The 25,198-nt window shown below is 29.3% G+C and carries 29 protein-coding genes; 1 reads left to right on the top strand and 28 read right to left on the bottom strand.

Going from position 1 to position 25,198, the window contains the following annotated elements:
* Window positions 1-2 precede the first annotated feature (2 nt).
* The 18 genes from C7U55_RS04940 to C7U55_RS04855 form a co-directional block, all read right to left on the bottom strand.
* Window positions 3-1,181 carry a CDP-glycerol glycerophosphotransferase family protein gene (locus tag C7U55_RS04940; RefSeq protein ID WP_106987604.1) on the bottom strand — a complete coding sequence of 393 codons (1,179 nt, stop codon included), beginning with the start codon at window positions 1,179-1,181 and terminating at the stop codon, window positions 3-5.
* A 34-nt stretch (window positions 1,182-1,215) separates the two neighbouring features.
* Window positions 1,216-3,447: a bifunctional glycosyltransferase/CDP-glycerol:glycerophosphate glycerophosphotransferase gene (locus C7U55_RS04935; protein ID WP_106987603.1), complete on the bottom strand. Its 2,232-nt coding sequence runs from the start codon at window positions 3,445-3,447 to the stop codon at window positions 1,216-1,218.
* Between the two features lie 9 nt (window positions 3,448-3,456).
* Window positions 3,457-3,849 carry a glycerol-3-phosphate cytidylyltransferase gene (gene tagD, locus C7U55_RS04930; protein ID WP_048923097.1) on the bottom strand — a complete coding sequence of 131 codons (393 nt, stop codon included), beginning with the start codon at window positions 3,847-3,849 and terminating at the stop codon, window positions 3,457-3,459.
* Between the two features lie 10 nt (window positions 3,850-3,859).
* Window positions 3,860-4,687, bottom strand: a complete 828-nt coding sequence (locus C7U55_RS04925; RefSeq protein WP_048923098.1) for an ABC transporter ATP-binding protein — start codon at window positions 4,685-4,687, stop codon at window positions 3,860-3,862.
* A 9-nt stretch (window positions 4,688-4,696) separates the two neighbouring features.
* Window positions 4,697-5,515, bottom strand: coding sequence for an ABC transporter permease (locus C7U55_RS04920; protein WP_106987602.1), 819 nt, complete (start codon window positions 5,513-5,515; stop codon window positions 4,697-4,699).
* Between the two features lie 114 nt (window positions 5,516-5,629).
* Complete coding sequence (pyrE, locus tag C7U55_RS04915; protein ID WP_106987601.1) at window positions 5,630-6,262, bottom strand: orotate phosphoribosyltransferase; 633 nt, start codon at window positions 6,260-6,262, stop codon at window positions 5,630-5,632.
* Between the two features lie 2 nt (window positions 6,263-6,264).
* Entirely contained in the window at window positions 6,265-6,975 is a 711-nt protein-coding gene (gene pyrF, locus C7U55_RS04910) for an orotidine-5'-phosphate decarboxylase (protein ID WP_106987600.1), read from the bottom strand.
* A gap of 61 nt (window positions 6,976-7,036) precedes the next feature.
* Window positions 7,037-7,387 (bottom strand): DUF3783 domain-containing protein, encoded by a 351-nt coding sequence (locus C7U55_RS04905; RefSeq protein ID WP_106987599.1) that lies wholly within the window; start codon window positions 7,385-7,387, stop codon window positions 7,037-7,039.
* A gap of 50 nt (window positions 7,388-7,437) precedes the next feature.
* Window positions 7,438-8,043: a 30S ribosomal protein S4 gene (gene rpsD / locus C7U55_RS04900; RefSeq protein ID WP_106987598.1), complete on the bottom strand. Its 606-nt coding sequence runs from the start codon at window positions 8,041-8,043 to the stop codon at window positions 7,438-7,440.
* A gap of 632 nt (window positions 8,044-8,675) precedes the next feature.
* Window positions 8,676-9,005: an HAD hydrolase family protein gene (locus C7U55_RS13915; protein ID WP_239985164.1), complete on the bottom strand. Its 330-nt coding sequence runs from the start codon at window positions 9,003-9,005 to the stop codon at window positions 8,676-8,678.
* On the bottom strand, window positions 8,972-9,454 hold the full coding sequence (locus C7U55_RS13910; protein WP_239985163.1) for an HAD hydrolase family protein: 483 nt from the start codon (window positions 9,452-9,454) through the stop codon (window positions 8,972-8,974). The genes C7U55_RS13915 and C7U55_RS13910 overlap by 34 nt, the downstream gene beginning before the upstream one ends.
* A gap of 10 nt (window positions 9,455-9,464) precedes the next feature.
* Entirely contained in the window at window positions 9,465-10,745 is a 1,281-nt protein-coding gene (locus tag C7U55_RS04885) for an amidohydrolase family protein (RefSeq protein WP_106987596.1), read from the bottom strand.
* Between the two features lie 74 nt (window positions 10,746-10,819).
* Window positions 10,820-11,620 carry an SDR family NAD(P)-dependent oxidoreductase gene (locus C7U55_RS04880; protein WP_106987595.1) on the bottom strand — a complete coding sequence of 267 codons (801 nt, stop codon included), beginning with the start codon at window positions 11,618-11,620 and terminating at the stop codon, window positions 10,820-10,822.
* Between the two features lie 93 nt (window positions 11,621-11,713).
* Window positions 11,714-12,028, bottom strand: a complete 315-nt coding sequence (locus C7U55_RS04875) for a branched-chain amino acid transporter permease (protein ID WP_106987594.1) — start codon at window positions 12,026-12,028, stop codon at window positions 11,714-11,716.
* Window positions 12,021-12,695: an AzlC family ABC transporter permease gene (locus C7U55_RS04870; RefSeq protein ID WP_106987593.1), complete on the bottom strand. Its 675-nt coding sequence runs from the start codon at window positions 12,693-12,695 to the stop codon at window positions 12,021-12,023. The genes C7U55_RS04875 and C7U55_RS04870 overlap by 8 nt, the downstream gene beginning before the upstream one ends.
* Entirely contained in the window at window positions 12,685-13,509 is an 825-nt protein-coding gene (locus C7U55_RS04865) for a tRNA lysidine(34) synthetase (protein ID WP_106987592.1), read from the bottom strand. The genes C7U55_RS04870 and C7U55_RS04865 overlap by 11 nt, the downstream gene beginning before the upstream one ends.
* Window positions 13,496-14,629: a cysteine desulfurase family protein gene (locus tag C7U55_RS04860; protein WP_106987591.1), complete on the bottom strand. Its 1,134-nt coding sequence runs from the start codon at window positions 14,627-14,629 to the stop codon at window positions 13,496-13,498. The genes C7U55_RS04865 and C7U55_RS04860 overlap by 14 nt, the downstream gene beginning before the upstream one ends.
* Window positions 14,630-14,705: 76 nt before the next feature.
* Window positions 14,706-16,178: a glycoside hydrolase family 1 protein gene (locus C7U55_RS04855; RefSeq protein ID WP_193446927.1), complete on the bottom strand. Its 1,473-nt coding sequence runs from the start codon at window positions 16,176-16,178 to the stop codon at window positions 14,706-14,708.
* Window positions 16,179-16,319: 141 nt separating this feature from the next.
* On the opposite strand from C7U55_RS04855, the gene C7U55_RS04850 reads away from it, so the two are divergent.
* Entirely contained in the window at window positions 16,320-17,063 is a 744-nt protein-coding gene (locus tag C7U55_RS04850; protein ID WP_106987589.1) for a MurR/RpiR family transcriptional regulator, read from the top strand.
* Between the two features lie 27 nt (window positions 17,064-17,090).
* Here C7U55_RS04850 and C7U55_RS04845 read toward each other — a convergent pair whose 3' ends face one another.
* The 10 genes from C7U55_RS04845 to C7U55_RS04800 form a co-directional block, all read right to left on the bottom strand.
* Entirely contained in the window at window positions 17,091-17,843 is a 753-nt protein-coding gene (locus C7U55_RS04845; protein ID WP_227213215.1) for an arginase family protein, read from the bottom strand.
* Between the two features lie 82 nt (window positions 17,844-17,925).
* Window positions 17,926-18,057 (bottom strand): HAD hydrolase family protein, encoded by a 132-nt coding sequence (locus tag C7U55_RS04840; RefSeq protein WP_106987588.1) that lies wholly within the window; start codon window positions 18,055-18,057, stop codon window positions 17,926-17,928.
* The gene (locus tag C7U55_RS04835; protein WP_146139607.1) at window positions 18,058-18,243 is read right to left on the bottom strand and encodes a hypothetical protein; all 186 of its coding nucleotides are present in this window, start codon (window positions 18,241-18,243) and stop codon (window positions 18,058-18,060) included.
* 415 nt (window positions 18,244-18,658) lie between these two features.
* Complete coding sequence (locus tag C7U55_RS04830) at window positions 18,659-20,086, bottom strand: 6-phospho-beta-glucosidase (RefSeq protein ID WP_106987586.1); 1,428 nt, start codon at window positions 20,084-20,086, stop codon at window positions 18,659-18,661.
* 77 nt (window positions 20,087-20,163) lie between these two features.
* Window positions 20,164-20,895 (bottom strand): MurR/RpiR family transcriptional regulator, encoded by a 732-nt coding sequence (locus C7U55_RS04825; RefSeq protein ID WP_106987585.1) that lies wholly within the window; start codon window positions 20,893-20,895, stop codon window positions 20,164-20,166.
* Window positions 20,885-21,412 carry a LysR family transcriptional regulator gene (locus C7U55_RS13660; protein WP_106987584.1) on the bottom strand — a complete coding sequence of 176 codons (528 nt, stop codon included), beginning with the start codon at window positions 21,410-21,412 and terminating at the stop codon, window positions 20,885-20,887. The genes C7U55_RS04825 and C7U55_RS13660 overlap by 11 nt, the downstream gene beginning before the upstream one ends.
* A gap of 18 nt (window positions 21,413-21,430) precedes the next feature.
* On the bottom strand, window positions 21,431-22,318 hold the full coding sequence (locus C7U55_RS04815; RefSeq protein WP_106987583.1) for a DMT family transporter: 888 nt from the start codon (window positions 22,316-22,318) through the stop codon (window positions 21,431-21,433).
* 95 nt (window positions 22,319-22,413) lie between these two features.
* Window positions 22,414-23,601, bottom strand: a complete 1,188-nt coding sequence (locus C7U55_RS04810; protein ID WP_396129985.1) for a sensor domain-containing diguanylate cyclase — start codon at window positions 23,599-23,601, stop codon at window positions 22,414-22,416.
* A 382-nt stretch (window positions 23,602-23,983) separates the two neighbouring features.
* A complete protein-coding gene (locus C7U55_RS04805; RefSeq protein WP_106987581.1) occupies window positions 23,984-24,298 on the bottom strand; it encodes a TfoX/Sxy family protein in 315 nt (104 codons plus the stop codon).
* A 27-nt stretch (window positions 24,299-24,325) separates the two neighbouring features.
* Window positions 24,326-25,138 carry a GNAT family N-acetyltransferase gene (locus tag C7U55_RS04800; protein WP_204638400.1) on the bottom strand — a complete coding sequence of 271 codons (813 nt, stop codon included), beginning with the start codon at window positions 25,136-25,138 and terminating at the stop codon, window positions 24,326-24,328.
* Between the last annotated feature and the right edge of the window lie 60 nt (window positions 25,139-25,198).

The raw sequence follows: 25,198 nt of genomic DNA, 5'->3' as shown, positions 1-25,198 counted from the left end.
ACCTACTTAAACACACAATCAACAACTCTCTTTGTTGCCTTTCCATCTTCATGATTATTAAATTTTTCATTAAAAGTTTCTAAACGTTTAAAATCGTAACCTTTTTTTATTTCTACTAATAATTGATTTTCATCTTCAATAATATCACCTGGTAAATCATGATAAATATCTAAATAAAAACCTCTAAGTTCATCGCGATAATGAACTAAGTCATACATATAGAAATAAATAGGCCTTTTTAAAATCGCATAATCAAAGAAAACACTTGAGTAGTCTGTTACTAAAGCATCAGAGATAATATATAAATTAGAGATATCTTCATTTGCTTCTATAAAGTAGACAAACCCTTGGTATTGATCTATATCAAAATCATTGACAATTAAATAATGAGGTTTAAAAACGACAACATATTCATCACCTAATGCTTCTTGCCATTTTCCAAAATCAACTTCCAACTTGAAAGTATATCCTTTTGTTACATAAGAGTTATCTCGCCATGTTGGCGCATATAATAATACTTTTTTATCTAAAGGAATATGATATTTATTTTTAATTTTCAAAACATCTTCTTTTGTATAATTTGTTAGAAAATCATTACGTGGATAACCTGTTTCGATAAGACGCTCTCTGTTAATGCGGAAAGCACTTTGAAAAACTTCAGTTGTAAAGGCACTTGGTGAAATCATATAATTATATTTTTTTACATCTTGTGCGTATGTTTCATGCATCATTTCTTCATTCATCCCACTTCGATAAAAAGTTGTTCCTTCTGGAACTTCAATATCAAAAGCAAGTTTCTTTAAAGGTGTTCCATGCCAAGTTTGTAAATAAATTTGATTTTCTTTTTTTAAAACATACATTGGTAATTTACAATTAACAATCCAGTATTGACTTCTTGCTAAATAAAAGAAGTAAGGAATAGAAAAATATTCTATGATTTTTCCTTTTTCAATGGAAATATTCTTCTTTTTATGATGTTTAATTGCCCAGATAAAACGATAATCTTTAAATTCATCTTGTTGAATCATATATTCATAGATGGCTCTTGGATTATCTGTATACCCCCTTCCATGAAAAGCAATAAATAAAACTGTTTTTTTATGTGTTGGTATGATTTTATACGTTAGACGATAAATAAATTTAATCATCTTTCCTAAAATATTTTTTATGAATCTAAGCATAGTACCTCCTTATAAAAATAAGGGGAAATTCCCCTTATTTAAAAACTGCTTCGCATGCTCTTTTTGATGCTTGACCATCATCAATCGAACAGAATCTTTGATAGAATTCTTCATATCTTTGTGCATATTTTTGTGTCATTTCATCAATGTTTTTAATTTGTTCAATGACTTCTTTTGTTGAATAAACTAGTGGTCCAGGAAGCTCTTTTTCCATATCAATATAGAACCCTCTTAAAACATCACGATATTTATCTATATCATATGTATAGAAAAGCATTGGACGTTTTAAGTTTGCAAAGTCAAAGAAAACACTTGAATAATCTGTAATACAAATATCTGAAATTAAATAAATTTCTGTAATATCGTCATATTTAGATAAATTGATAGCAAAATCTTCAACACCTGTAACATCTAATGAATCTGCAATATAATGATGTGTTCTAAGCAAGATCACGTACTCGTTACCAAGCTCTTTTTTCATCATTTCTAAGTCTAATTTTAATTTAAATTTATATTTCCCTTTACCATAATATTCATCATCTCGCCATGTTGGCGCATAAAGAATTGTTTTTTTATCTAAAGGAATGTGTAATTTCTTTTTCAATTCTAATGCAATTTCATCTTTATTTGGTGCATACAACAAGTCATTTCTTGGATACCCTATTTCAAGCATTGTTCCATTTGTATACATAAAACAACTTTTAAAAATATCACTTGAAAACTTATTTGCTGCAATTAAATAATCCCATTCTTGTTTTTGTCGATAGAATTGAGCTTTATAAGTTGGTGAAGCGGCTGTTACTTCTTCTTGGTCAAAAGCAAGACGTTTAAGCGGTGTTCCATGCCATGTTTCTAAGAAGACTTGTCCTTCTCGTTTCCTAAACCATAAAGGTTGACGAATATTGAAAACGAAATACTTTGATTTAGCTAAGTAATAAGCATACTTTTTAGTAAATCTTTTAACAATAATTCCTTCATAAGGAAGCTTTTCTTTAGGATCATTTAATACCCAAATAAATTTATATTTACCAGGATAATTTTTAGCAAGATATTCATAAATATATTTTGGTGAATCCGCATAGCTTTTTCCCATAAATGTTTCAAACATAACCCAATTTTCTTCAATTGGTTCTTCAAGATATCTATGTCTGTAAAGATATTTATTAACTTCATTTTTATTTTTTAACATCTTTTTAAGTTTTGACTTAGCAAGATGTTTAGCAATCACTTTTTGTGTTCCAGACAAGTCATGATTTCTTGAAAGTTTCACCAGTTTTTGTTGATAACGTGACATATTTTTTAATAAATCATCACGTACATCTTTCATTAATAAAGCCATTTGGTTAAATCTTTCATCACGCCAAAAATCATTTTTAGAACGTCTTATTTTTTTAGCAAAATAATTACTATAATATTTAATCATTTTTGAATCTAAATAATAACGTATTCTACTTTCTTTATCGACTAAAGAAATAGCATATTTATAAACATTAATAAATTCATCAAATTTTGTTTCATCTTTAATTTGCGATAAAGCTGGAGTATTGATTGGATCGTTGTGTTTTCTTTTAGCGTAAAGTGTTTCTTCATCAAAAGCAATCTTATTTCCATACATCACTAAACCTTCAACAAAAGGTAAATCACTGTAATAGATAAAATCTTCGTTAAAGCGTAAATGATGCTCTTCAATAACATTTCTTTTAATTAAAATATTTAATACTGTAATATTACGAATTCCTTTTTTAGCACGAATCAATAAATCAATTCTTCTTTGTTCATTAGGATTTTCAATATCCGTATAATCTTTTTCTAAAAACTTGTGATTTCGGTCATCATCTTTATCTTTTAAATTTAATTCTTCATTTTTTTCAGGACCCATGGTTTCAAAAACTTGTTTTTTAAACCATGTAACCCATCTTTTACCAACTGTTAAATCCAAATCTTCTTTCAAGGCTTTTTCTAGTAAGGATGAAAGCGTATTTGGCATGATATAATCATCACTATCTAAAAAATAAATATAATCCCCTGTTGCTTTATCTAAACCTAGATTTCTTTTTTTAGCAACGCCTTCTTCAATAGGACAATTGATGACTTGTAGAGAAATTGTATCTTTATACATTTCTACAAGCTTTTTAAAATCATCAGTTTCTTGATTTCCTACAAGCAATGTTTCAAGTTCAACATTTTTTTGATCCTGAATACTTTCTAAACAGTCTTGTAAATAATTATAATATCCTTCATATGGCACAATGATACTAACTTTCATAATACCCTCCTATAGCTTATCTTTTAAATCCTCTTTAATTTTTGTTGTTGAAATTCCTTCTGTACGAGGTAAATAAACCACTTCACAATAATCTTTTAAGAAATCAAATTGACCTTTCCAATCATCACCCATAACAAAAATATCCACGTCATGTTCTTGAACATCTTTAATTTTTTGATCCCATGATTCTTCTAAAATAACTTCATCGACATATTTGATTGCTTTTAAAATTTCCATACGATCTTGATCACTATGATATGCTTTTTTCCCTTTTTGTGCATTAAAAGCATCACTACTTACCGCAACAATTAAATAATCGCCTAGAGCTTTTGCTCTTTTTAAAATATTTAAATGACCTACATGAAACAAATCAAATGTTCCATATGTAATTACCTTTTTCATTGTTTATCTCCTATCGTTTTAACTTATCAAGCATTTTTTCCCAAAAACTAACTTTTGGATTTTGAACTATACGACTTGCGAATTTTTCGTCATTTAATTTTTTCTTTTCTTTTTTCTTTAAACTATTATAAAAATCAACATATTCAGCATATTCATCACAAACTTCTTCAACATCGCCGTATTCTTTTAAACGTCCACCTTCAATCCACATTGCCTTTTGACAGAAACCTCTTACTTGTGGTAAAGAGTGCGAAATGAAAATAATTGTTTTTCCTTGATCTTTAAGTTCATTCATCTTATCCAAACATTTTTGAGCAAATCCCTTATCTCCAACAGATAAAGCTTCATCGACAATAATGATATCAGGATTTAAATAAAGAGAAATTGAAAAACCGAGTCTTGATTTCATCCCACTTGAATATTTCTTAACTGGTTGATATAAGAAATCACCAATTTCCGCAAATTCAATAACTCCTTCTGTTATTTCTTGAATTCTTTTTCTTGAAAGACCTAATAAAGCCCCTTTAACATTGATATTTTCAAGTCCAGTAAGTTGCATATCAAGTCCTGTATTAATGGCAATTAAGGCTTGTTCTCCATTGATATCCATTGTTCCTTCATCAATTTGTGAAATACCTGCTAAAATAAGAGAAAGTGTTGATTTACCAGAACCATTTGTTCCTAAGATTCCTACAACTTCCCCTTTAGGAATTGTAAATGTAATATCATTTAAAGCATAGAATCTTTGTGTGACAGAACTTTTTGATTTTCCATCATTTTTCTTTTTTAATTTATATATTTTTGAAACATGTTCAAATTTAATTGCATAATCTTCCATTATTACCACCTAAATCATATCAATAAATTTATGTTTAAATTTATACATCATCATACTACCAATTGTAAAAACCACAATAACAAACACCCAAAAGAAAAGCATTTGTTTCCAATAAAATAAGATTCCATGATGATATAAGAAACAATCTCTATAACCACAAACAATATAATAAATTGGATTAGCTTTCATAATATATCTTACTGTCATTTGCCACCCATATTTATGTAAACGTGAAATAGGCCACAAGATCGGTGTTAAATAAAGTAAAAGACGCATACACGCTAAAATAAGCTTTCTTGTATCACGAGCAAGCATATTTAAAACAGATGTAATCATTGCAAGCGATATTGTAAGACAAATCGCCGCAAACAAATAATAAATGAGTTCAAACCAATAAAGTGATGGCATAATTCCTTGTGTAAGTAAAAAAGCAACAAGAATGGCCATCAAACAAAAATGATTAAATAATTCTTTGCCAACAACAGTTGCCGGCAAAACCGAAACTGGGAATTTCATTTTTGTAATGACATTTCGTTTTGCGTAAATTGCATTGGCACCATTAGTAATACATGGACTAATAAAAAACCAAACGACCATCCCACATAACATCCATTGAATAAAAGGAATTTTCCCTACTGCCTTTCTATTCATGATTAAACCAAATACAAAATAATATGTCATAATTTGAATTGCTGGATTGGCAAAATTCCAAAAAACACCTAATCTTGAATCACGTATATCCGAAAGCAGTTCATATTTTGAAATACAATATATACGATATAAATTTATAAAGTTTTCTTTTAATACATATCGAATACTTTTAAACATAATTACCTCCAAAAAGTAAACCTATAATTCCTTTTACATCATACCACTATTTTTTGCAAATAAAAACAAAAAAAAGGAACAATGGCTTATTTTACCATCATTCCCCTTGATTTCTTATTTATTCATCCATGATTCATCACTTGGATCAACTTTCCAAGCTTTTAATTTTTCCATATCTTCATGTTTGATATAATCATGTTCTTTTGCTACTTCAATTAATGTATCATAGTTTGATAAAGTTACAAATGGGCAATGTGCATTTTCAAAATTAACAATTGCTTTATCTAAACCATATGTAAATATTGCAACTAATCCTAAAACTTCACATCCTGCTTCTCTTAAAGCTTCAACACACTCTAAAGAAGAACCTCCTGTTGAAATTAAATCTTCAACAACAACAACTTTCATTCCTTCTTTAACAACACCTTCAATACGATTATTACGTCCATGAGATTTAGCTCCACCACGGACATAACCCATTGGTAAATCTAAAATATCAGCTGCTAGGGCTGCATGAGCAATTCCTGCAGTAGCAGTTCCCATTAAACATTCTGCATCTGGGAAATTATCTTTTACAAGTTGTGCAAGTCCTTGTTCAACATCTTTTCTTACTTTTGGATAAGATAATGTTAAACGGTTATCACAATAAATTGGTGATTTAATACCACTTGCCCAAGTAAATGGTTCATTTGGTCTTAAAAAGACAGCTTTAATATCTAATAAATCTTTAGCAATAATTTTTTTCATTTCTATTCTCCTTGAAAATCTTGATATACTTTTTTATAAGTAGCCATAGGATCTTGACTTCCTGTAATTGTTCTACCAACAACAATATAACTTGAAGTAAGTTCCTTTGCCATTGCTGGTGTTGTTACACGCTTTTGGTCATTGACATTATCACTTGCAAGACGGATTCCTGGTGTAACAGTTAAAAATTCCATTCCTAAATGATCATGAATGATTTTTGATTCTAATGGAGAACATACAACTCCATCTAATCCTGCAGTTTTTGCGTTTTCAGCCCATTTTAATACAACATTTTCTAATGGCTCATGAATAAGTAATTGATTATCTAAAACATCTTGATCTAAAGATGTTAAACATGTTACTGCAATACATAATGGTCTTTTACCAGTTGTTTTACCTTCTTCTAATCCTTCAATAGCAGCTTTCATCATTTCAATACCGCCTGAAGCATGGACATTGACCATATCAACATCTAACTTAGCAAGTTGTCTCATGGCACTTTTTACAGTATTTGGAATATCATGAAGTTTTAAATCTAAAAAGATTTTATGTCCCATTTCTTTAATCATTTTAATGATTTCAATACCTTCTCCATAAAACAATTCCATCCCTACTTTTACATAAAGACTCTCTCCCTCAAATTGTTTTAAGAAGTTTTCAACATCGCTTTTTGTCTTAAAGTCAAGAGCAATACAAATTCTACTTTCGTTCATAGAAACCTCCTTATTATTCTTTATCTATTATACCAAAATTACTACCTCTATTCTATACGATTTATTTATTTTTTTGATATTCTTCTAATAAATGTAAATAAATATTTTCAAATGTCCAATTATAATTTGTTGCTGTAACAATTGCTTTTAAACAAAGTGTTGTATTTTCTTTTAACAACGTCAATATTTGATCCATTTGTAAAGAAGGAACATTTGAAAAGATAATAACTGAATATTCTAATTTTTTCTTTTTTGATTTCTTTATTTTATTATTCAAAAGATCTTTTATTTTATTTTGTGTCATCTGGTTATTTATTAAAATAATCTCAATATTCATCATCAAACATAATTGTTTTAAAGCATCATAATTGTGAATGTATTCCTTATTATAAACAATGATCTTTGTATTCATAAATTCTCCTTTATATACAAAAAAAACAGCTATAAAAGCTGTTTTTCTTATTAACCAAGTCTGTTGTAATATTCAACGATTAATGATTCATTGATTTCTGAGTTTAATTCAGATCTTTCAGGTAAACGAGTTAATTTACCAGTTAATTTATTAGTATCAACTTCAACGAAAGCTGGAGTTACAACTTTGTTTTCTAAAGCTTCTTTAATAACTGCTAAATTTAATGATTTTTCTCTTACTTCGATAACATCACCAATATTTACTCTATATGATGGGATATCAGTTTTAACACCATTTACTAAGAAATGACCATGGTTTACTAATTGTCTAGCTTGTCTTCTTGTAGAAGCAAAACCTAATCTATAAACAACATTGTCTAATCTTCTTTCTAATAAGCATAAGAAGTTATAACCATGGATACCTTCCATTTTACCTGCTTGATTAAATGTGTTGTGGAATTGTTTTTCATTAACTCCATACATATGTCTTACTTTTTGTTTTTCTGCTAATTGTAATCCATATTCAGTTTGTTTTTTTCTTTTTTGTCCATGTTGACCTGGAGCATAAGCTCTTCTGTTTAATTCTTTCCCGTTTTCTAAGATTGAGAATCCTAAACGACGAGAGATTTTCCATTGTGGTCCTGTATAACGTGCCATAAATTTTCCTCCGTATTGTTTTATTTGCATAAAGCAATAACATTGCATAGATCAATTAATAAGTGTTAATATTAAGCATTTCCCATTGCAGCCAGGTACTTTGCAATCATTTGATATTAACGCATTTTTTAATCCTCTATGTGCTGCTATTTATTTACTGCTTTGTCATCATACTATATATTTATGCCAATGTCAAACATTATTTCCATCGATAAAATCGTTATTTTGGGATTGTTATTTAGCACCACATTTTGCCATATAATCATTAAGATCATCACCAAATAAACCAACCATCGCACAACAAGATTCAATAAAGTTGATTAATTCCCTAAAGTGGAAGTATATGCATGAGCTTATATTTCTTCGTAAACTCAGCACTAGGACATTGTAAAAAATGATATCTTGCTACGCAATTTCCTTTATCATAAGATTTTGATACATTACAAAAAGTTGCAGGATATTGAAGATATTGTTTATGATATTTATAACCAACAGTATGAAAAGTCTTATTATTCACCCACATATCAAAGTTTCTATTTAAATTAAATATCTTTTTCTAACTTTTCAAAAGTGACATAAATAAATGCGTGACAAAGTCTTGAAGTTTTTCAACTTTTTTAGAAAAAATGAAATTATTCTTGAATCCAACCAAAATGAACACATGCATTGTAAATACCATCTTGGTCACATGGTGTCGTCACATAAGTTGCTTTTTCTTTTAATTCATCAATTGCATTTCCCATAGCGATACTTGTCCATTCGTCTCTAAACATACTTAAATCATTTTTTTCATCACCAAAAACAACAACATCTTTATAATTACCCTTAAAATGATCAACCATCATTTTAATACCTACCGATTTATCACCAGGTTCTACAAATAAATATTCTTTGTGGAAACGACACCAAGGTAATTCTTTTAACGTTTCTAATTTTTGTTCCTCTGGCGCAAAACATGCCACATAAACTTTAAAGATTTGATCAAATTTCTAGGATCTAATCCATCTACAACTTCGGTATTCATATAAACATCGTGTGTAAAATCATAAAAGCGTTGATCCGGAGCTAATCTTCTTGTTTTATTATCTGGTGAAATAGCCCAAATAAATCCTTTTTCTTTACATTCATCTATTAAGTCTAAACATTTTTGATAATCTAATGGTTTAATTGTAATAAGTTCATTGTTGATGGTAATTCCATTTCCACCATCACTGACCATATTTTCAAAGCCAAGGTCTCTCATGTGATCGACTGCCATTGCATAACTTCTTCCTGTGGCAATAGCTACAAAGTGTCCTTGTTCTTTTAACACGCGAATTGCTTTTTTTGTGGATTTAGGAATATATTGTCTTCCTGGTGTTCCTACCGCTAATGTTCCATCAATGTCAAAAAAGAAAAATTTTTTGTTCATAGTTAACTCCTTACAAATACTTATCTAATTCTGTCTCTACAATTTTATTGATTTTTACCTTTGGATGATCAATCAATTTACCTCGTGTAAAGACTTTTTCTACATGTCTTAAGGCTTTTAAATCATCTAAAGGATTTTCACTTACAACAATCATATCCGCTTCTTTACCAATATCAATTGTTCCTGTAACATCTTCAAGACCGACATATTTAGAAGCAAGTGAAGTTGCTGTATATAAAGCAAAACAATTAGATACGCCAATATATTTATGGAAATAATAAAGTTCTCGCCAAAAATCATATTGACTGACCCATGGACATCCTACATCATTTCCTAAAACAACGGGTATATCATTTTCTAACGCTTGCTTTGCACAATCAATAATACCATTGAAAACCAATTCACCATTATATTTTTCTATTTCTGAAGCATTAGAAATACTTGGATCAAATAAAGCAAAAGGAAGCGCTGGTGAAATCGTTGTACATAAAAAGGCTTTCTTTTCTTTAAATAAAGCAATCATTTCATCATCCAATTTAGCCCCATGTTCAATCGAATCAACCCCATTTTCTAAAGCTACACGTACTCCTTCAGATGATTCAACATGTGCTGCTACTTTATAACCAAGTTGGTGTGCCTTATCACAAACAGCTTTTACCATTTCAGGAGGCATTTTTAGTTCACCGGGAACACCCTTTTCTTTCGCGTCTAAAACTCCACCTGTAATCATAAGTTTAATGAGATCAACATTTTGACTTTTCGCTTTATCTACTAAAGCTAAGGCTTCTTCATTATTATGGGCAGCAATTGCGACAGAGCCTGCCATATGTCCATGAGAAACCGAGATTCCTTCATTACTGGCAACAATTCTTGGACCAATAACTTTTCCTTTTAAAATTTCATCTCTTAATTTTGAATCATAATGCGCAATACCACCAACTGTACGTATCGTTGTAACTCCACTCATTAATTCAATTTTTGCAAAATTAGAAACTACTTTGTACGTAATTCTTTGTGATAATGGATTAGACAACAACATTTTAACTGTCTTTTCATTATCCTTTTGTTTCTTTTGTGGTTTTCCATTTCCGGCAAGATGAACATGCATATTGATTAATCCTGGTAAAATATATTTTCCTTGTAAATCAATAATTTGATAAGATTTATCTAAATTACGATAAGGTTCAATAGCGACAATTTTTTCATTTTCAATAAAAATGGTTTTACCTGTCTCCACTTCCATATCTTTGTGACCATTTAAAACCTTTCCATTGATCAATGCATACTTCATAAATATCCCTTCTTTCCTATATACTCATTATAAAAGAATACATAAAAAAAATCACTCCTAAGAGTGATTGATTATTAAGGTCTTAAACCAAGTCCACCTTCTAATGTAAGTGTTTCTCCTGTCATATATTTGAAATCAGGATTTGCAAGTTGTACACAGACACGCCCAATTTCTAATTCGTTATTTCCAAAATGTCCCATTGGTGGTGTTTTAACATTTGCTTTGAAAGCTTCTGGATATGCTTTTTCAAATTGTTCTAATTGTGCTGTCCAAGCTAAAGGACATACCACATTAACATTGATTCCATCTTTTGCCCATTCATTAGCAGCTACACGTGTTAATCCACGGATTCCTTCTTTTGCTGCAGCATAGGAACATTGTCCATAGTTTCCAAATAACCCTGCACCTGAAGCAAAGTTGACAACCGATCCTTTTGTTTCTTTTAAATATGGATAGCATGCTTTCATATAATAGAAAGCAGCATAAAGGCCTGAATACATTGCTAGATCAAATTGTTCTGTTGTATGATCCGCCAATGTTACCCCTGATGCAGATGCTTGAGCATTGTTGATTAAAACATCGATTCTTCCATAAGTGTCCATAGCTTGTTTAACAACGTTGTTAACAACGGCTTCATTATCAGCACCAGCATTGACATCTGCTTGAACTATTAAAACTTTGATACCATATAATCTTTCTAATTCCTCTTTAGCAGCTTCTAATTTTTTAACATTACGTCCTGTAATAACAAGATTAGCTCCTTCTTTAGCATAAGCAGTTGCAATTCCATAACCAATAGAACCACAGCTTCCATCTTCTAAGACAGCACGTCCTGCTCCTGTAATAATTGCTGTTTTACCTGTCAAAAATCCCATTTATATTTCCTCCTTAAATACAATTTTTAAGCGTTAATGTAATTATAGCACTGTTAAAATAAAAAATCTATAGCTTGTGATATTTTTAACAAACTATAGACGTATAAAAATCATATAAACAACAGTTGATAAAATAATACTTAAAAAAGTATTTTTCTTCCATTTATAAGTAAACACAACAGTTAAACATGCTAAAAAACAAGGGAAAAAGAGTGTTGTCATTTGTGTTCTTAAATCCTTTAGACAATAAACAATAAGAACTGCCATAATAGTCATTGGTAATTTTTTTTCTATTTTTTTTAACCACTCAGGCAATTCCTTTTCTTTAAATAAGAGAAAAGGTAAAGCTCTTAATAAAAAGGTAATCATCGCCGAAAGAACGATAGCTCCTAAAATATATTTATTCATATCCTGTTCCTCCTTGTTTTACAAGTAAAACCATCGAAGAAATAATCAATGACGGTAACATAAAGTTTTGAGTGCCAAACACAACCAAACAAATAATAGCAGTAATTACCCCTACAATAGCTGGAAAATGATCTTTATTTTTTTCTAATTGATCCATAAAAATAATAATAAACAATGCTGTCATACAAAAATCAATTCCTGTTAAATCAAAAGGAATCAAATTGCCAAGTACAGCTCCTAAAACAGTTCCAATAAGCCAATAACTTCTTGAAAAAAATGCGACATAAAACATAACTTCTTCTTTATTTTGTTTTTCTAAATTACAGTTAACCGCATAGGTTTCATCAGTCATGGTAAAAATCATATACCACTTTTGTTTCATTTTATTAAAAATATCTATAAAAGATAAACTATAAAAAAGTTGTCGACTATTCATCAAAAGAGCCGTAACACCAATTGTAAGCAAAGAAGCACCAACACTTAGTAAAGTAATTAAAAGAAACTGAAAAGCTCCTGTATAAATCAAAAAGCTTACAAGTAATGCGACATACCAAGCAAATCCCGCTTCATTCATCATTATGCCATAAGCTATTGAAACAAACAAATAACTACACATAATAGGAATTGATTGCTTAAATGCTTTCTTTATAATTTCTTTATTTTTCATATTCTTCTAAAAAATTCTGATAAACTTTATCCTTTTTTGTTCCTAAAATACAATCTAAATTAACATTATCTAAAGCTTTGAAAATATTTTGATCAACATTTGAGTTTACTTGTTTCATTGTTTTAATTAATTCTTTCATTTCTTTTCTCTTACTTGTTCCATCATTAATTAAAGAACATCCTTCAATAAAACGACAGGCACAATTAATAAATGTTAAATCATTATGTTTACGCCAAGAAATAATACTTTCTTCTTTCACTAAATATAATGGTCGAATAAGCTCTAATCCTTCAAAGTTTTCACTATGTAATTTAGGCATCATTGTTTTGATTTCTGAACCATAAAACATAGAAAGTAGCGTCGTTTCAATTACATCATCAAAGTGGTGCCCTAAAGCGATTTTATTGCATCCTAATTCTTGAGCCTTACTATAAAGATACCCTCTTCTCATCTTCGCACATAAGTAACATGGACTTTTATCAACTGTTGAAACCACATCGAAAATATCACTTTCAAAGATTTCAATAGGTACATTCAATAAATCCGCATTATCTTCAATAAAATCTCGATTATAACTGTTATATCCCGGATCCATGACAACATAATATGCTTCAAAAGGAACACGTCCATGTCTTTGTAATTCTTGAATACATTTAGCCATCAAAAAAGAATCTTTACCCCCACTGATACAAACCATGATTTTATCATTTTCTTGAATAAGTTGATAGTTTTTAATAGCTTTAATAAATTTAGACCAAATTTCTTTACGATAAGTTTTTATGATACTTCTTTCTATTTCTCTATATTTTTCCATTTCCAAAACACTCCTTATAACATTGAGAAAAAATAGCTAAAAATTCATCAATTTCTTTTTCTGTTGTTAAATGAGAAAGACTTATTCTAAAAGAAGATAAAGCACGTCCACGATCATGAAAGAGTGCATAAATCATTTTAGAAGGTGTTTCTGCCGGACAACATGATGTTTTCGTCGAAACATAAACTCCTTGATGATCTAAAAGTTCTGCAAACTTTGTGGCTTTAATTCCTTTTAAAGAAATATTGATTACATGAGGTAAAGAACATTCTGTATGATTCAATAATACCTGTGGATATTCTTTGAGTTCATCAACAATTTTATAATTTAATTTCTTAACATATTCTATTCTTTCTTGTTGTTTTGAAAATGCGATTTCTAAAGCTTTTTCAATAGAAACAATATGCGCTAATTCAGGAGTTCCACTTCTAAAAACAGTTGTTGATTTTCCTCCATCAATTTGTGTTTTTAACCCCACATTTTTCTTTTTAATTAAAATTCCAGTACCTAACATTCCATAAAACTTATGTGGTGCCACGGTTACTAAATCGACATTTTGATAATCAATTGCTACTTTCCCAATAGCTTGAGAAGCATCACTATGAAAGAAACAATATTTATAATCTTTTAAAACTTTTCCAATTTCTTCAATTGGTTGTCTAATCCCCAATTCACTATCAACACTACAAACACTTACAAGAATGGTATCTTCTTTAAGCAATGACTTTATTTGAGCTACATCAACTTGTCCATTTTTCTTTAATGGAAGCATTTCAACAACAAAACCAAGTTCTTGCATTTTTGTAAGACTTGATAAAATTGAATTATGTTCTAATGGAGATATTAAAATATGTTTTCCACGATGTTTATACCTTTCTAAAACCCCTTTGATAGCAAGATTATTTGCTTCACTGGCCCCTGATGTATAAATAATTTCTTCAGGTAAAACATGTAGTTGTTCAGCAATTTTCTTTGTTATTTGATCAATAATATCTTTTGCTTGTAACCCTAAAGAATGATTTGCATTAGGATTAGCAAAATAGTGCATTGTTGCTTGATAATAAGTGTCAAGGACTTCTTTTTCTATTGGTGTATTAGCTGCATAGTCTAAATAAATCATAAGACGCCTCCGTTTTCCTACTAATATTATAGGAATTATAAAGAAGTGTCAAGAATGAAAAGAACTCTAGCGAATGCTAGAGCTTTTCATCAAGTGCTTTTCCATTTGTTTCAATGATATGTTTCATCCAATCATAAGATTTTTTCTTCGTACGTTTTAAAGTCCCATTTCCTTTATCATCCATATCAACATAGATAAATCCATAACGTTTTTTCATTTCTCCCGTTGATAAAGAGACAAGATCGATAGGTCCCCACATTGTATAGCCTAAACAATCGACACCGTCAATATTAATGGCATCAGCCATTGCAGATAAATGTTTTTGAAGATATTCAATACGATAATCATCTTCTACATAACCATTTTCATCTGCTTCATCAATGGCACCCATACCATTTTCAACAATAAAAATTGGTTTTTGGATACGATCATAAATTTCATTCATACAATGTCTTAGTCCAAGTGGATCAACAGGCCATCCCCAAGGTGTATTTTCTAAATAAGGATTCGAAGAACCGCCAACATTAAACCAAAGATCATCTTTTTTTACTGTATTAGAACGATAATAAGAAAATGATACGAAGTCTAATTGTCCTTCTTTTAAGATTTCTTTATCTTCTTCTGTAATTTCTAATGAATCAAATCCATGATGTTGCCACACACTTTTAGCATAAGGATGATAATATCCTCTTGCCATTGTATCAATAAAATACCAGTTTTCTCTTCTTGCTTGAAGGCGTTTAAATATGTCTTCTGGTTTACATGTTGCTGGATAAAGTTCACTCATCGCATACATTGTTCCAAACATACTTTCTGGCATCATTTGATGTCCTAAAATAACAGCTTTAGCACTGGCAACAAACATATGATGGTCTGCTTGATATCTTACTTTTCCATCACTTTCTCTTGTTCCACATGGACCAAATCCTCTAACTGCATTGATTTCATTAAATGTTAACCAGTACTTACAACGTGTTCCAAATCTTTCAAATAATGTCTTACAATATTTTACATAACAATCAATAACATATCGGTTTGACCACCCACCGTATTTTAAAGCAAGATGCATTGGCATTTCATCATGACAAATGGTAATAAGTGGTTCCATATGATATTTTTCAAGTTCTGAAATAACTTCATCATAAAATTTTAACCCTTCTTCATTTGGCGTTTCTTCATCCCCTAATGGATAAATACGGCTCCAACAAATACTAAACCGAAAAACATTAAAGCCCATTCCAGCCATTAAAGCAATATCTTCTTTGTAATGATGATAGAAGTCAACTGCTTGATGACTTGGATAATATTGATCATCTAAAAAAACTGGTTTAGCTTCACTAGGTACTGGATCTGCATAGAAAAATGAACTTCGTGGTTTTAAGATTGTTCCATCTGGCATTTGGAAAGTATGATGTCTTGGATTTTCTTGAGAACCATCGGTTTCAAAATCATGAGATAAAAGTCCACGTCCTCCTTCATTGAATCCTCCTTCATATTGAAAGTCAGCTGTTGCTCCTCCCCATAAAAATCCTTTTGGTAATTGTTTCATAATAGCCTCCTGTTACTTTTTACACTTTATTTTGATAATTTTTACAATTTTATATTATTCTTCTTCCATTACTTTGTCAATAGTTACATATTATTTTGACAATTTTATCACAATTAGATAAAATAAACATGAGGTGATACTATGAATTTAATGGATACGATACACTTACATAAAAATGATTTTTCGAAAACAGAACGTAAAGTCTATGACTACATTATTCAAAATCCTTCTGCCGTTGAAACAGCAACAATTACAAAAATTGCTGAACTATGCCAAGTTTCAACTTCTGGTATTTTAAGATTTTGCCGAGTTTTAGGATATAAAGGTTATAAAGATTTTCGTTTTGATATGGTACATTATCTTCATCAAGAACATATTGAAGTGAATCCTGAAAATTTATTCAATCAACAAATTTCTCAATATTTATCAGTTATTCGTCAATTTAATAACATCGATCAAAACAAACTCAATCAACTTATTGAACAAATAAAAAACACCAAAACCATCTACATCATCGGTGTTCATTATTCCTCTTTACCAGCAAAGCATTTAGTTTTAGGATTACAAGATTTAGGTATTAATACTTATTTTGCCTATGATTATATGCAAGCCAGTCATCTTTATAATACGATTCATGAAGATGATTTATTGATTTATTTTTCTATCGAAGGAAATCAAAATAATGTTTCTCGTTTTTTTGATCTTTCAAATGCTTCAGAAAATACGTATTTAATTACTTTAAATTCGAAACCTAAATTATCTATTGAAAATACTCTTATTTTACCAGGCTATACATTATCTAAACAATCAATCGTTGATTTACAATCAATCGTGGTTATTTTTGTAGAATTACTTTTAAATATGTTACACAATACTTTAAAATAGGACCAAGACAAAAATCTTGGTCCTATTTTAGTTTTCTTCTTCTTTTAAAAATGAAAGAATTTTTTTATTAAAGACATCATCTTCTTTAATTTCATTTAGAAGCCCAACTTCATTAGCACATTCTCCACAAATATCAACACCAATGGTATGACTGTTTTTAAATAAATAAGCAAGTAATATTTTAAATTCAATAAGTTGCATTGAACCTTGATCCCAATCTGTTTGCACCACACGTTTCGATAAAACATCTTTATCAATTGAAATATATAAAGGATAACGGTGTAACAAATCATCGATTTTTTTCCAAACTTCCAAATTTTCTAAATCATCATTTTTAAGGTATAAAACTTTATCTTGATGTTTAGGAATTAAAGAAACCTGTTTTTCATCGATTCCTATAAGAATAATTTTCTTTAAATACACATTATTTTCAATACTGTTTAAAATCCAGGAACCACAACTTAAAATATTATCAAATAAAGGTTGTACCATATCACTATGATGATCAAAAACAACTAAAATAAAACTCTGTTTAATTTTCTCTATCCAAAATTCACTCACATAATGAAAATTTCCTGAATCTATAAAATGAATGCCTTCCGGTGATAAATCCTTTATTTTATCTTCAATACTTTTTCTTGCTTGTTGACTGCAATAGCCATAAACTCCTTGCAATTCACGAAAATCAAGCCATTCAATATTTTTATGTTTATAAAAATTTTCATTTTCATAGATTCCTGTAAAATCCATTACTGTCATTTTCTTTTGTTTTTTAAACACCTAAAACACTTCCTTCGTTTATTATCCTAGCACAAAAAAAGTAACTCTCGTAACTCTTTTAATAAATAATTTTTAATTACTTCTACACATCCATTCTAACCACAGTTATTTGTTCAGTTGGTAAATTTAAAACTTGGCATAAATGTTTTAAACCATTTCCTTTATTAATATTTTTACAAATGATTTCTAAAGATGTTTCTTCAGTAAGTGCCATTTAAACATCTAAATAAGTTTCTTGAATACGATTATAGGTTCTTTGCCTTGACTTTGAACTTTGATGATAAAGATTTAATTTATAAACCGGAAAAGGATTGTTGAAATAAAACTCTACAAGATTTTCTTTTTGAATTGTCACACGTTTATACATTTCTTGGTAGCTTTCTATGTGATATTCTTTCAACTTTTCCTTTTTGAACAAAAGATTTTTCTGTTAGAAAATGAATAAAATCATCTTCCTTTACCGCAATTTCTAATAGTTTTTTAAAGTATCCTCATCAAACTTTTTTTGATACAATGCTTTCTTTTAAATCTTAAACAAGTGCTCCAAAAATACAATTTAAATAACATACTCTTGGTAGAATATCATAAAACTCTTCAAGTTCTGTTTGATTTTTTCCTGTATTTAAAATAACAATTTTATCTTTACTAATTGCTTAAGCAATTGCTTCTTGTGTTTTCTTTGATGTTTTTTTATTAGAATTGAATAATGTTTCCATATTGCTTCCTCCACTTTTGGAGATTATCATTTTAAAGCCATAAGAAAGCCTCTTTTCTATTTAGAAAAGAAGCTTTCAATCTAACAATAAATAGCAACTTTAATCAAGATTTTCCCCATTACTTTCTATAACTTTTTTATACCATTCAAATGAATCTTTTTTCTTTCTTTGATAAGTTCCTTTTCCTAGATTATCACGATCTACATAAATAAAACCATAACGCTTTTGTACTTCTCCTGTCCCATTAGAAATCAAATCAATACAACCCCATGTTGTATACCCTATTAAATCAACACCATCTTCTTCTACGGCATCTTTCATTGCTTGAATATGTTGTCTTAAATAATCAATACGGTATTCATCATGAATCGTTCCATCTTCTTCTACAACATCACTTGCTCCCAAACCATTTTCTACAACAAAAAGTGGTTTTTGATAACGATCATAAAGTTCATTGATTGTACTTCTAAAACCTAATGGATCAATAGCCCAACCCCAATCACTTTCTTTTAGATATGGATTTTTTGCTGAAGCAAAGATATTACTTTCACTTTGTTTTCCTTTACTTAAATCACTGCTACTTACCCTTGAAGAATAATAAGAAAAACTTACAAAATCTACTGTATTTTTCATAAGTATTTCTTGATCACCTTTTTCAAAGGGAATGTTGGCCTTTCTTTTTTTAATCCATTTTAATGCATAAGATGGATAATAACCTCGAGCTTGTACATCAGCAAACATATAGACCTCTCTATTATCACAAATCGCTTGCCAATAATCTTCAGGTTTACAAGTTTCCGGATAATAAGAGCCCGCCGCCAACATACAACCTATCTGATTCTTTTCATCTACTTCATGGGCAAGTTTCGTAACCATTGCACTTGCGACAAGTTGATGATGAACACATGTAATCATTGCTTGTATTTCATTTTCACCTTTTTCAAAACAAAGTCCAGCCGCTACAAAAGGAAAATGTAAAATCATATTGATTTCATTGAATGTAATCCAGTATTTAACAAGGCCTTTATAACGTGTAAATAATACCTTACAAAGTTTATAAAAATAATGAATCATTTTTCGACTGCGCCATCCCCCTATTGTCTTTACTAAATGCATTGGACAATCAAAATGATTTATAGTTACAAGAGGTTCAATACCATATTTATGGCATTCTTTAAAAATATTTTCATAAAATTGAAGCCCTTCTTCGTTTGGCTCACTTTCATCACCTTGTGGAAAAATGCGTGTCCAAGCAATCGAAAGACGAAATGTCTTAAAACCCATTTGCGCAAATAAAGCAATATCACTTTGATAATGATGATAAAAATCTATTGCTGTTAAGGCAGGATAAAAATGTTCTTGATCAAAATCATACATTTTCTTCTTTCCTGTCCCAACTAGATAACGATCTTTTCCTAACGGCATTAAATCGACATTAGCAAGACCTCTCTTCCCTTGGTTAACACCACCTTCGCATTGATTCGCAGCAGTAGCGCCACCCCATAAAAAATCTTTTCTAAATCCCATTGTCATTCCTCCTTTATCTTACAAAAACATCTTAAACATTTTTGCAAGATAAATTAAAAAAGTTTCCAAAAAGGAAACTAAAGCAATAACAATACTAAATCCAAAACATGACGCATGCTGTATTCGTTATATAAAGCATTATGTGTTTGTATTCTAAACGTTTGATCAAAATCATTTATTTCTTGACAGGTAATAAGAAACTTAAATATTTTAGCTTCTTTTAATCTTTTAACAATTCGTTGATCAAAAGTAAAGAGGTTTCCATTTGTACTGATAATCAATAATAAATCATCTTTTTGATAAACATAATCCTTTTTAAAATTACCATCACATAAAGTACAAGATATATGTTTAATATTCAATTCTCTTAAAAGTTGATAACAATAACTTCTCGCATCTCCTCTTGCATAAAGGTAGACATGATGTGCATTTTGAATTTTCCTAATCATTTTCATAAGTTCATCCATCGAAAGATGTTGGCTTACATAATTTATTTCTTGAACTAAATACTTTGTAAATGCGTTTATATTTTCTTTTTCTGATTGCGTATCATCGAAAAATTGTTTATGTCGTGTAAGAGAATCAATTTGTTGTAAACAGGCAAAACGAAACTCCTCATAATTTTTATAATCTAACATCTTGATACATTTAGATACTTGCCCTTTTGAAATATGACAAGCCTTGGCGATGTCTTGAATCGTTAATTGTGGAATCATTTTAATATTGTCTTTTAAAAAAAGACATAAAGCTGATAAACTTGAAGACTCTACTTGGCTATTTAAAATATCATTAATACGATCACCAATCATTTTTTTCACCTACTACATAGTCAATAAATTGTTTAAATGCTTTTGATTTTTCGTTATCTTTTAAATAAGCCATATAAAAAGTTTGTTGATCTTCTAAGTCTTTGATTTTTATTTTTTTAATTGGTAACAAATCATAAACAGCCATGTCAGGAACAATAGCAATTCCTAAATCATGTCCTACAAAACCACCTACCACTTCATCTTCTTCTATTTCCATAGATATACATGGATGAATATTTTTCTTTTCTAAAATATGATCGATCATAGAACGAATTCCACTACTTTTAGTAAAAGTAATGAAAGGAAGATTTTCTATTTCTTTTAGAAAAAGATGTCCATATTTTGTAAGAATAACATTTCTTCCCTTCCGTTCAAATAAACTTAATCCTATTTCATCTTCCATTAGATGAATTGCATGAGTCAAACTCGGTTGTGTAATATGTGATTTTGCAGTGGCTTTTGTATAATGTTCCTCTTTAGCAAGCGTTACAAAATAACGCAATTGATATAAATTCATTGTCATCACCTAGTATTATTATACTAGGACTTCTTCCTCTTTTCGAGTGCGTTTTTGAAATAGTAAACTAATCAACACACCAACAATGATAAATGTTGATCCTAAAACAAAGGATGTTGTCAAAATCTCATGAAAAACAAGCACCCCCAAAAAAGAAGATGTTAGTGTTTGAATAGGATAAAAAGCACTACATGTATTAGCAGGAAGCATTGATAAACTTTTATTCCATAAAATATTTGTAAAGGCTGTACAAACTATTCCCATATATAAAATTCCTAAAATGGCTCCTATATCAATTTGAATGAGTGGATGTGTTATTTGAATTTCTAAAAAAGAAACAGGTATATTACATACTGTCGCAATAAGCATTGAAACCTTTGTAAGAGTAAGCGCACTGTATTTATTAGAAATCTTTCTTGAAATAACAGACATAAAAGCCCAACCAATAACAGCAATGAAAGAAATAAGAACACCAATAAATTCAATATTGGCTCCTGTTCCAACAATCATATAAACACCAAATAGTGAAAGAATAATTCCAATAATTTTATTAATTTCTAGTTTTTCATTTAAAATAATCATTGCCATTACACTGATAATAATTGGATTAAGAGAATTAATCAAAGAAACCATTGAACCACCAGAAATCTTTGTTCCTAATAATTGGCAATCCACAGAAATAAAATAACCAATAAATCCCATAATAAAGAAATATTTATAATCACTTTTTTCAATCTTTTCTTTCTTACTTTTTAAAGATATAAAGCTTAACGCAATAAATGCAATCAAATAACGAAACATTGCAACTGTAAATGTAGGAATCTTTCCTAAAACAAATTGACTAACAACATATAAACTTCCCCATAACATAAACGTAGTCATTAAATATAAATAAGATTTATTCATTTTCCTTCTCTCCTTGCCTAGAAATTATACAATCCTATTTACATAAATAAAAATAGATAAAAATTATTGTTTCAATAGTTTTTATCTATAATTAATTATTTTTCTATATAACAAGTATACCCATTACGACCTTGATTTTTTGTCTGATAAAGAGCTTGATCCGCTAAATTATATAAAGTTTTAAATGTTATTCCATGTTTTGGATAAAAGGCAATACCAATACTACATGAAATACTTCCTTTAAAGTCTTCAATGTAAATTTCTCTTATCTTTTGACATACTTCATTTGCTTTCTTTTGAGCTTGTATTTCATCTTCAATTTCTTTAACAAAAACAATAAATTCATCACCACCAGCACGACCAACAATATCATCTACGGCAAACGATTCTTTCAAAAGAGTACCAAAAGCTTTTAATACTTCATCACCTATAACATGACCATTAAGATCATTGACCATTTTAAAGTTATCAACATCAATCATAAATAAAGCCCCGGTATGTTGAGATTTATCCTTTGCAAGATAATTTGTAATTTCCGTTTTTAAAGTTTCTTTATTTTTAATTCCTGTAAGCGCATCTTTTCTAACATATTCTAATAGATTCTTTTGATGTTTTTTGTTGATGTTAAAAATTGTATAAAGAAGTACCAGTAAACCTAAAACAAATAATGTAAAGAGTAGATACCCTAAGCTAATAATAACTGTATAAGATTCTTGAGCAACATCAGCATCAATGCTATAACACATGATCCAATCATTGATTTTTAGTGGATAATATGCCATATATGATTTTTTATTTTGATAATTCAATGTTATATAGCCTTTTTTTTGTTTAGTAAATTTTTCTCTTAAACTTTGAAGTTTATCCGTCGACAAAACATCATAACCTGCAAAATAGCTATAAATACTTTCTGCTTGTAAAATTTTTTTATTCTTGAAAGCAGTATCATAAGTAATCAATCGTCCATCTTTAGAAACAATAAACGTTGAACCTTTTCCACCATAGATATTTTTAAAAACAATTTTATTCAAATTACCGATATCATAACTACCACCTAAAACCCCAATAATCTCTTTTTGTTGATTATAAATAGGAACCGCCAAAATAACCCTTGTTTCCCCAGCAATAGCACTTTCAAGTGGATCACTCAAAACCCTTTTCCCCTTAAGTGCTTCTTGAAAATACTCACGATGGGCAACATTTTTAACAGCGCCATTATCATAATGACTTTCCCCATCACAATTAATAATTCCAACATTTTCAAGTTTTGTATATTTCTTAATTGATTTTATTAAATTAATATTATCTTCACAGAAAAGATCTTGTCTACTAATATGATTTCCAATTCCTTCAAGATAACGATATTAAATATTTATGTATTCTTTTAAACTTTCTGTTTGTTTTTCCGTATTCATCAAAACTTTATCAACAGATTCATTTACAATATCTTCTTTAATATAAAAGAAGAACGTAAACGAACAAATTAAAAAGAAAACAAAAAATACAAACATTGCTTTTAAATAAGATTAAATGATGTTTTATAGATTTCTTGTCTTTTCACGGAATCACCCATCTTTCTCTTGTAAATATTTTATCATAATTACACCTTTTTTTAACAAAAATAAAAAAAGAATTACAGCAAAATCCATAATTCCTCAAAATATTCTATTTTTTCTTTTTAGTCATTGAAAGTTCATCAACCATCACTTTAAATAATCCTTTTATAAAAGAAGAATCATCCACTTCTTTTACAAGAAGCATTTCCTTTGCACCTGTATATGGATATTCATAAACAGGCTCTTTCATATAAGTAATTGCTGATGCTACAGGTTTAACAAGTAAACGATCATCATAAATACCACCTACTATTTTTCCTTGATAGTAAAGAATGTACTCACCCATCATTTTTCGATAAGTAATTTCTTCTAAACCATTCAATTGTTCTAAAACATAATCTAAATATTTCTGACTTGATACCATTTTATTTTTCCTTTTTGCCAATATTCATTAAAATATTTGACCTGGCATTTTTAATTTTTTCTTAGATGGAAATTGTCGGTCAAAGACATCCACTTTCGTTTCGTCAATAAAATAACCTTGAGGTGTAAAATATTCACCTCGAGTGTGATCTAGATAGCCTTTTATAAGTTCTTTGCATAAAAAGAATGAACTATCTTCATTTTCAGGTAATCCATGATAGCGTATGCCATATTTTTTAGCATAATCAAAACCTACTTTTCCATAAAAATCAATATTTCCTTCTAGACAAACAGCACCACATCCTAATTCTCTAGCTTTTTCAAGTGCATATTCAATAAGTATTTTTCCATATCCTTGTCTTTTAAAATCATTTGCAATAGAAATAGGCCCTATGGTCATAACATCTAAATTTCTACCCTCATCTATTTTAATTAAAGCCTTCATAAAAATAATTTGTCCAATTATTTTATTATTTAAAAACATCACATAATCCAAATCACTCACAAAATCTTCATCATTTCTTATTTGATTAAGCAAATAATGTTCATAACAATCAGGACGATATACATTCCAAAAACTATCTCTCACTAAATTTTCAACATCATGATAATATTCTCTAATTTCTTTACAAATTATTAGATTTTTTGCTTGCATCTTTTTCTCCTTTAAACCCATTAAATAAATTCCCAAGACAGCATTAAATCCTGTAACTGCGAAGACTGAAAATCTTTCCGGAATACCAAAAAAAGAACGCAGAACATTCTTTGTGCCAATAACTTCTAAAATCATAAAAATTAAAGCAAGCAATGCCCATAACGCTAAAGCTCTATTTTCAGCCAAATGGTGAAAAAACAACAGCAAGAGTGTAAGAAATCAAAGATATAATTCCTAAAAGTCCTA

Source organism: Faecalibacillus faecis (assembly GCF_003024675.1).
GTDB classification, from domain to species: domain Bacteria; phylum Bacillota_I; class Bacilli_A; order Erysipelotrichales; family Coprobacillaceae; genus Faecalibacillus; species Faecalibacillus faecis.
The sequence above is the reverse complement of the archived record's forward strand: the minus strand, read 5'-3'. Positions and strand labels throughout refer to the sequence as shown.

What these genes read in the sequence shown, in the direction of transcription:
- pyrF (WP_106987600.1), bottom strand. Translation starts at nt 6,975, where the DNA reads ATGAACGAAAGTAGAATTTGTATTGCTCTTGACTTTAAGACAAAAAGC.
- pyrE (WP_106987601.1), bottom strand. Translation starts at nt 6,262, where the DNA reads ATGAAAAAAATTATTGCTAAAGATTTATTAGATATTAAAGCTGTCTTT.
- C7U55_RS04840 (WP_106987588.1), bottom strand. Translation starts at nt 18,057, where the DNA reads ATGGCACTTACTGAAGAAACATCTTTAGAAATCATTTGTAAAAATATT.
- C7U55_RS13660 (WP_106987584.1), bottom strand. Translation starts at nt 21,412, where the DNA reads ATGAATTTATATCAATTGCGTTATTTTGTAACGCTTGCTAAAGAGGAA.
- C7U55_RS04875 (WP_106987594.1), bottom strand. Translation starts at nt 12,028, where the DNA reads ATGAATAAATATATTTTAGGAGCTATCGTTCTTTCGGCGATGATTACC.
- C7U55_RS04865 (WP_106987592.1), bottom strand. Translation starts at nt 13,509, where the DNA reads ATGGAAAAATATAGAGAAATAGAAAGAAGTATCATAAAAACTTATCGT.
- tagD (WP_048923097.1), bottom strand. Translation starts at nt 3,849, where the DNA reads ATGAAAAAGGTAATTACATATGGAACATTTGATTTGTTTCATGTAGGT.
- C7U55_RS04885 (WP_106987596.1), bottom strand. Translation starts at nt 10,745, where the DNA reads ATGAAGTATGCATTGATCAATGGAAAGGTTTTAAATGGTCACAAAGAT.
- C7U55_RS04880 (WP_106987595.1), bottom strand. Translation starts at nt 11,620, where the DNA reads ATGGGATTTTTGACAGGTAAAACAGCAATTATTACAGGAGCAGGACGT.
- C7U55_RS04855 (WP_193446927.1), bottom strand. Translation starts at nt 16,178, where the DNA reads ATGAAACAATTACCAAAAGGATTTTTATGGGGAGGAGCAACAGCTGAC.
- C7U55_RS04940 (WP_106987604.1), bottom strand. Translation starts at nt 1,181, where the DNA reads ATGCTTAGATTCATAAAAAATATTTTAGGAAAGATGATTAAATTTATT.
- C7U55_RS04825 (WP_106987585.1), bottom strand. Translation starts at nt 20,895, where the DNA reads ATGATTGGTGATCGTATTAATGATATTTTAAATAGCCAAGTAGAGTCT.
- C7U55_RS04805 (WP_106987581.1), bottom strand. Translation starts at nt 24,298, where the DNA reads ATGGTATCAAGTCAGAAATATTTAGATTATGTTTTAGAACAATTGAAT.
- C7U55_RS04815 (WP_106987583.1), bottom strand. Translation starts at nt 22,318, where the DNA reads ATGAATAAATCTTATTTATATTTAATGACTACGTTTATGTTATGGGGA.
- C7U55_RS04830 (WP_106987586.1), bottom strand. Translation starts at nt 20,086, where the DNA reads ATGGGATTTAGAAAAGATTTTTTATGGGGTGGCGCTACTGCTGCGAAT.
- rpsD (WP_106987598.1), bottom strand. Translation starts at nt 8,043, where the DNA reads ATGGCACGTTATACAGGACCACAATGGAAAATCTCTCGTCGTTTAGGA.
- C7U55_RS13910 (WP_239985163.1), bottom strand. Translation starts at nt 9,454, where the DNA reads ATGAACAAAAAATTTTTCTTTTTTGACATTGATGGAACATTAGCGGTA.
- C7U55_RS04925 (WP_048923098.1), bottom strand. Translation starts at nt 4,687, where the DNA reads ATGGAAGATTATGCAATTAAATTTGAACATGTTTCAAAAATATATAAA.
- C7U55_RS04850 (WP_106987589.1), top strand. Translation starts at nt 16,320, where the DNA reads ATGAATTTAATGGATACGATACACTTACATAAAAATGATTTTTCGAAA.
- C7U55_RS04870 (WP_106987593.1), bottom strand. Translation starts at nt 12,695, where the DNA reads ATGAAAAATAAAGAAATTATAAAGAAAGCATTTAAGCAATCAATTCCT.
- C7U55_RS04920 (WP_106987602.1), bottom strand. Translation starts at nt 5,515, where the DNA reads ATGTTTAAAAGTATTCGATATGTATTAAAAGAAAACTTTATAAATTTA.
- C7U55_RS04935 (WP_106987603.1), bottom strand. Translation starts at nt 3,447, where the DNA reads ATGAAAGTTAGTATCATTGTGCCATATGAAGGATATTATAATTATTTA.
- C7U55_RS04905 (WP_106987599.1), bottom strand. Translation starts at nt 7,387, where the DNA reads ATGAATACAAAGATCATTGTTTATAATAAGGAATACATTCACAATTAT.
- C7U55_RS04860 (WP_106987591.1), bottom strand. Translation starts at nt 14,629, where the DNA reads ATGATTTATTTAGACTATGCAGCTAATACACCAATAGAAAAAGAAGTC.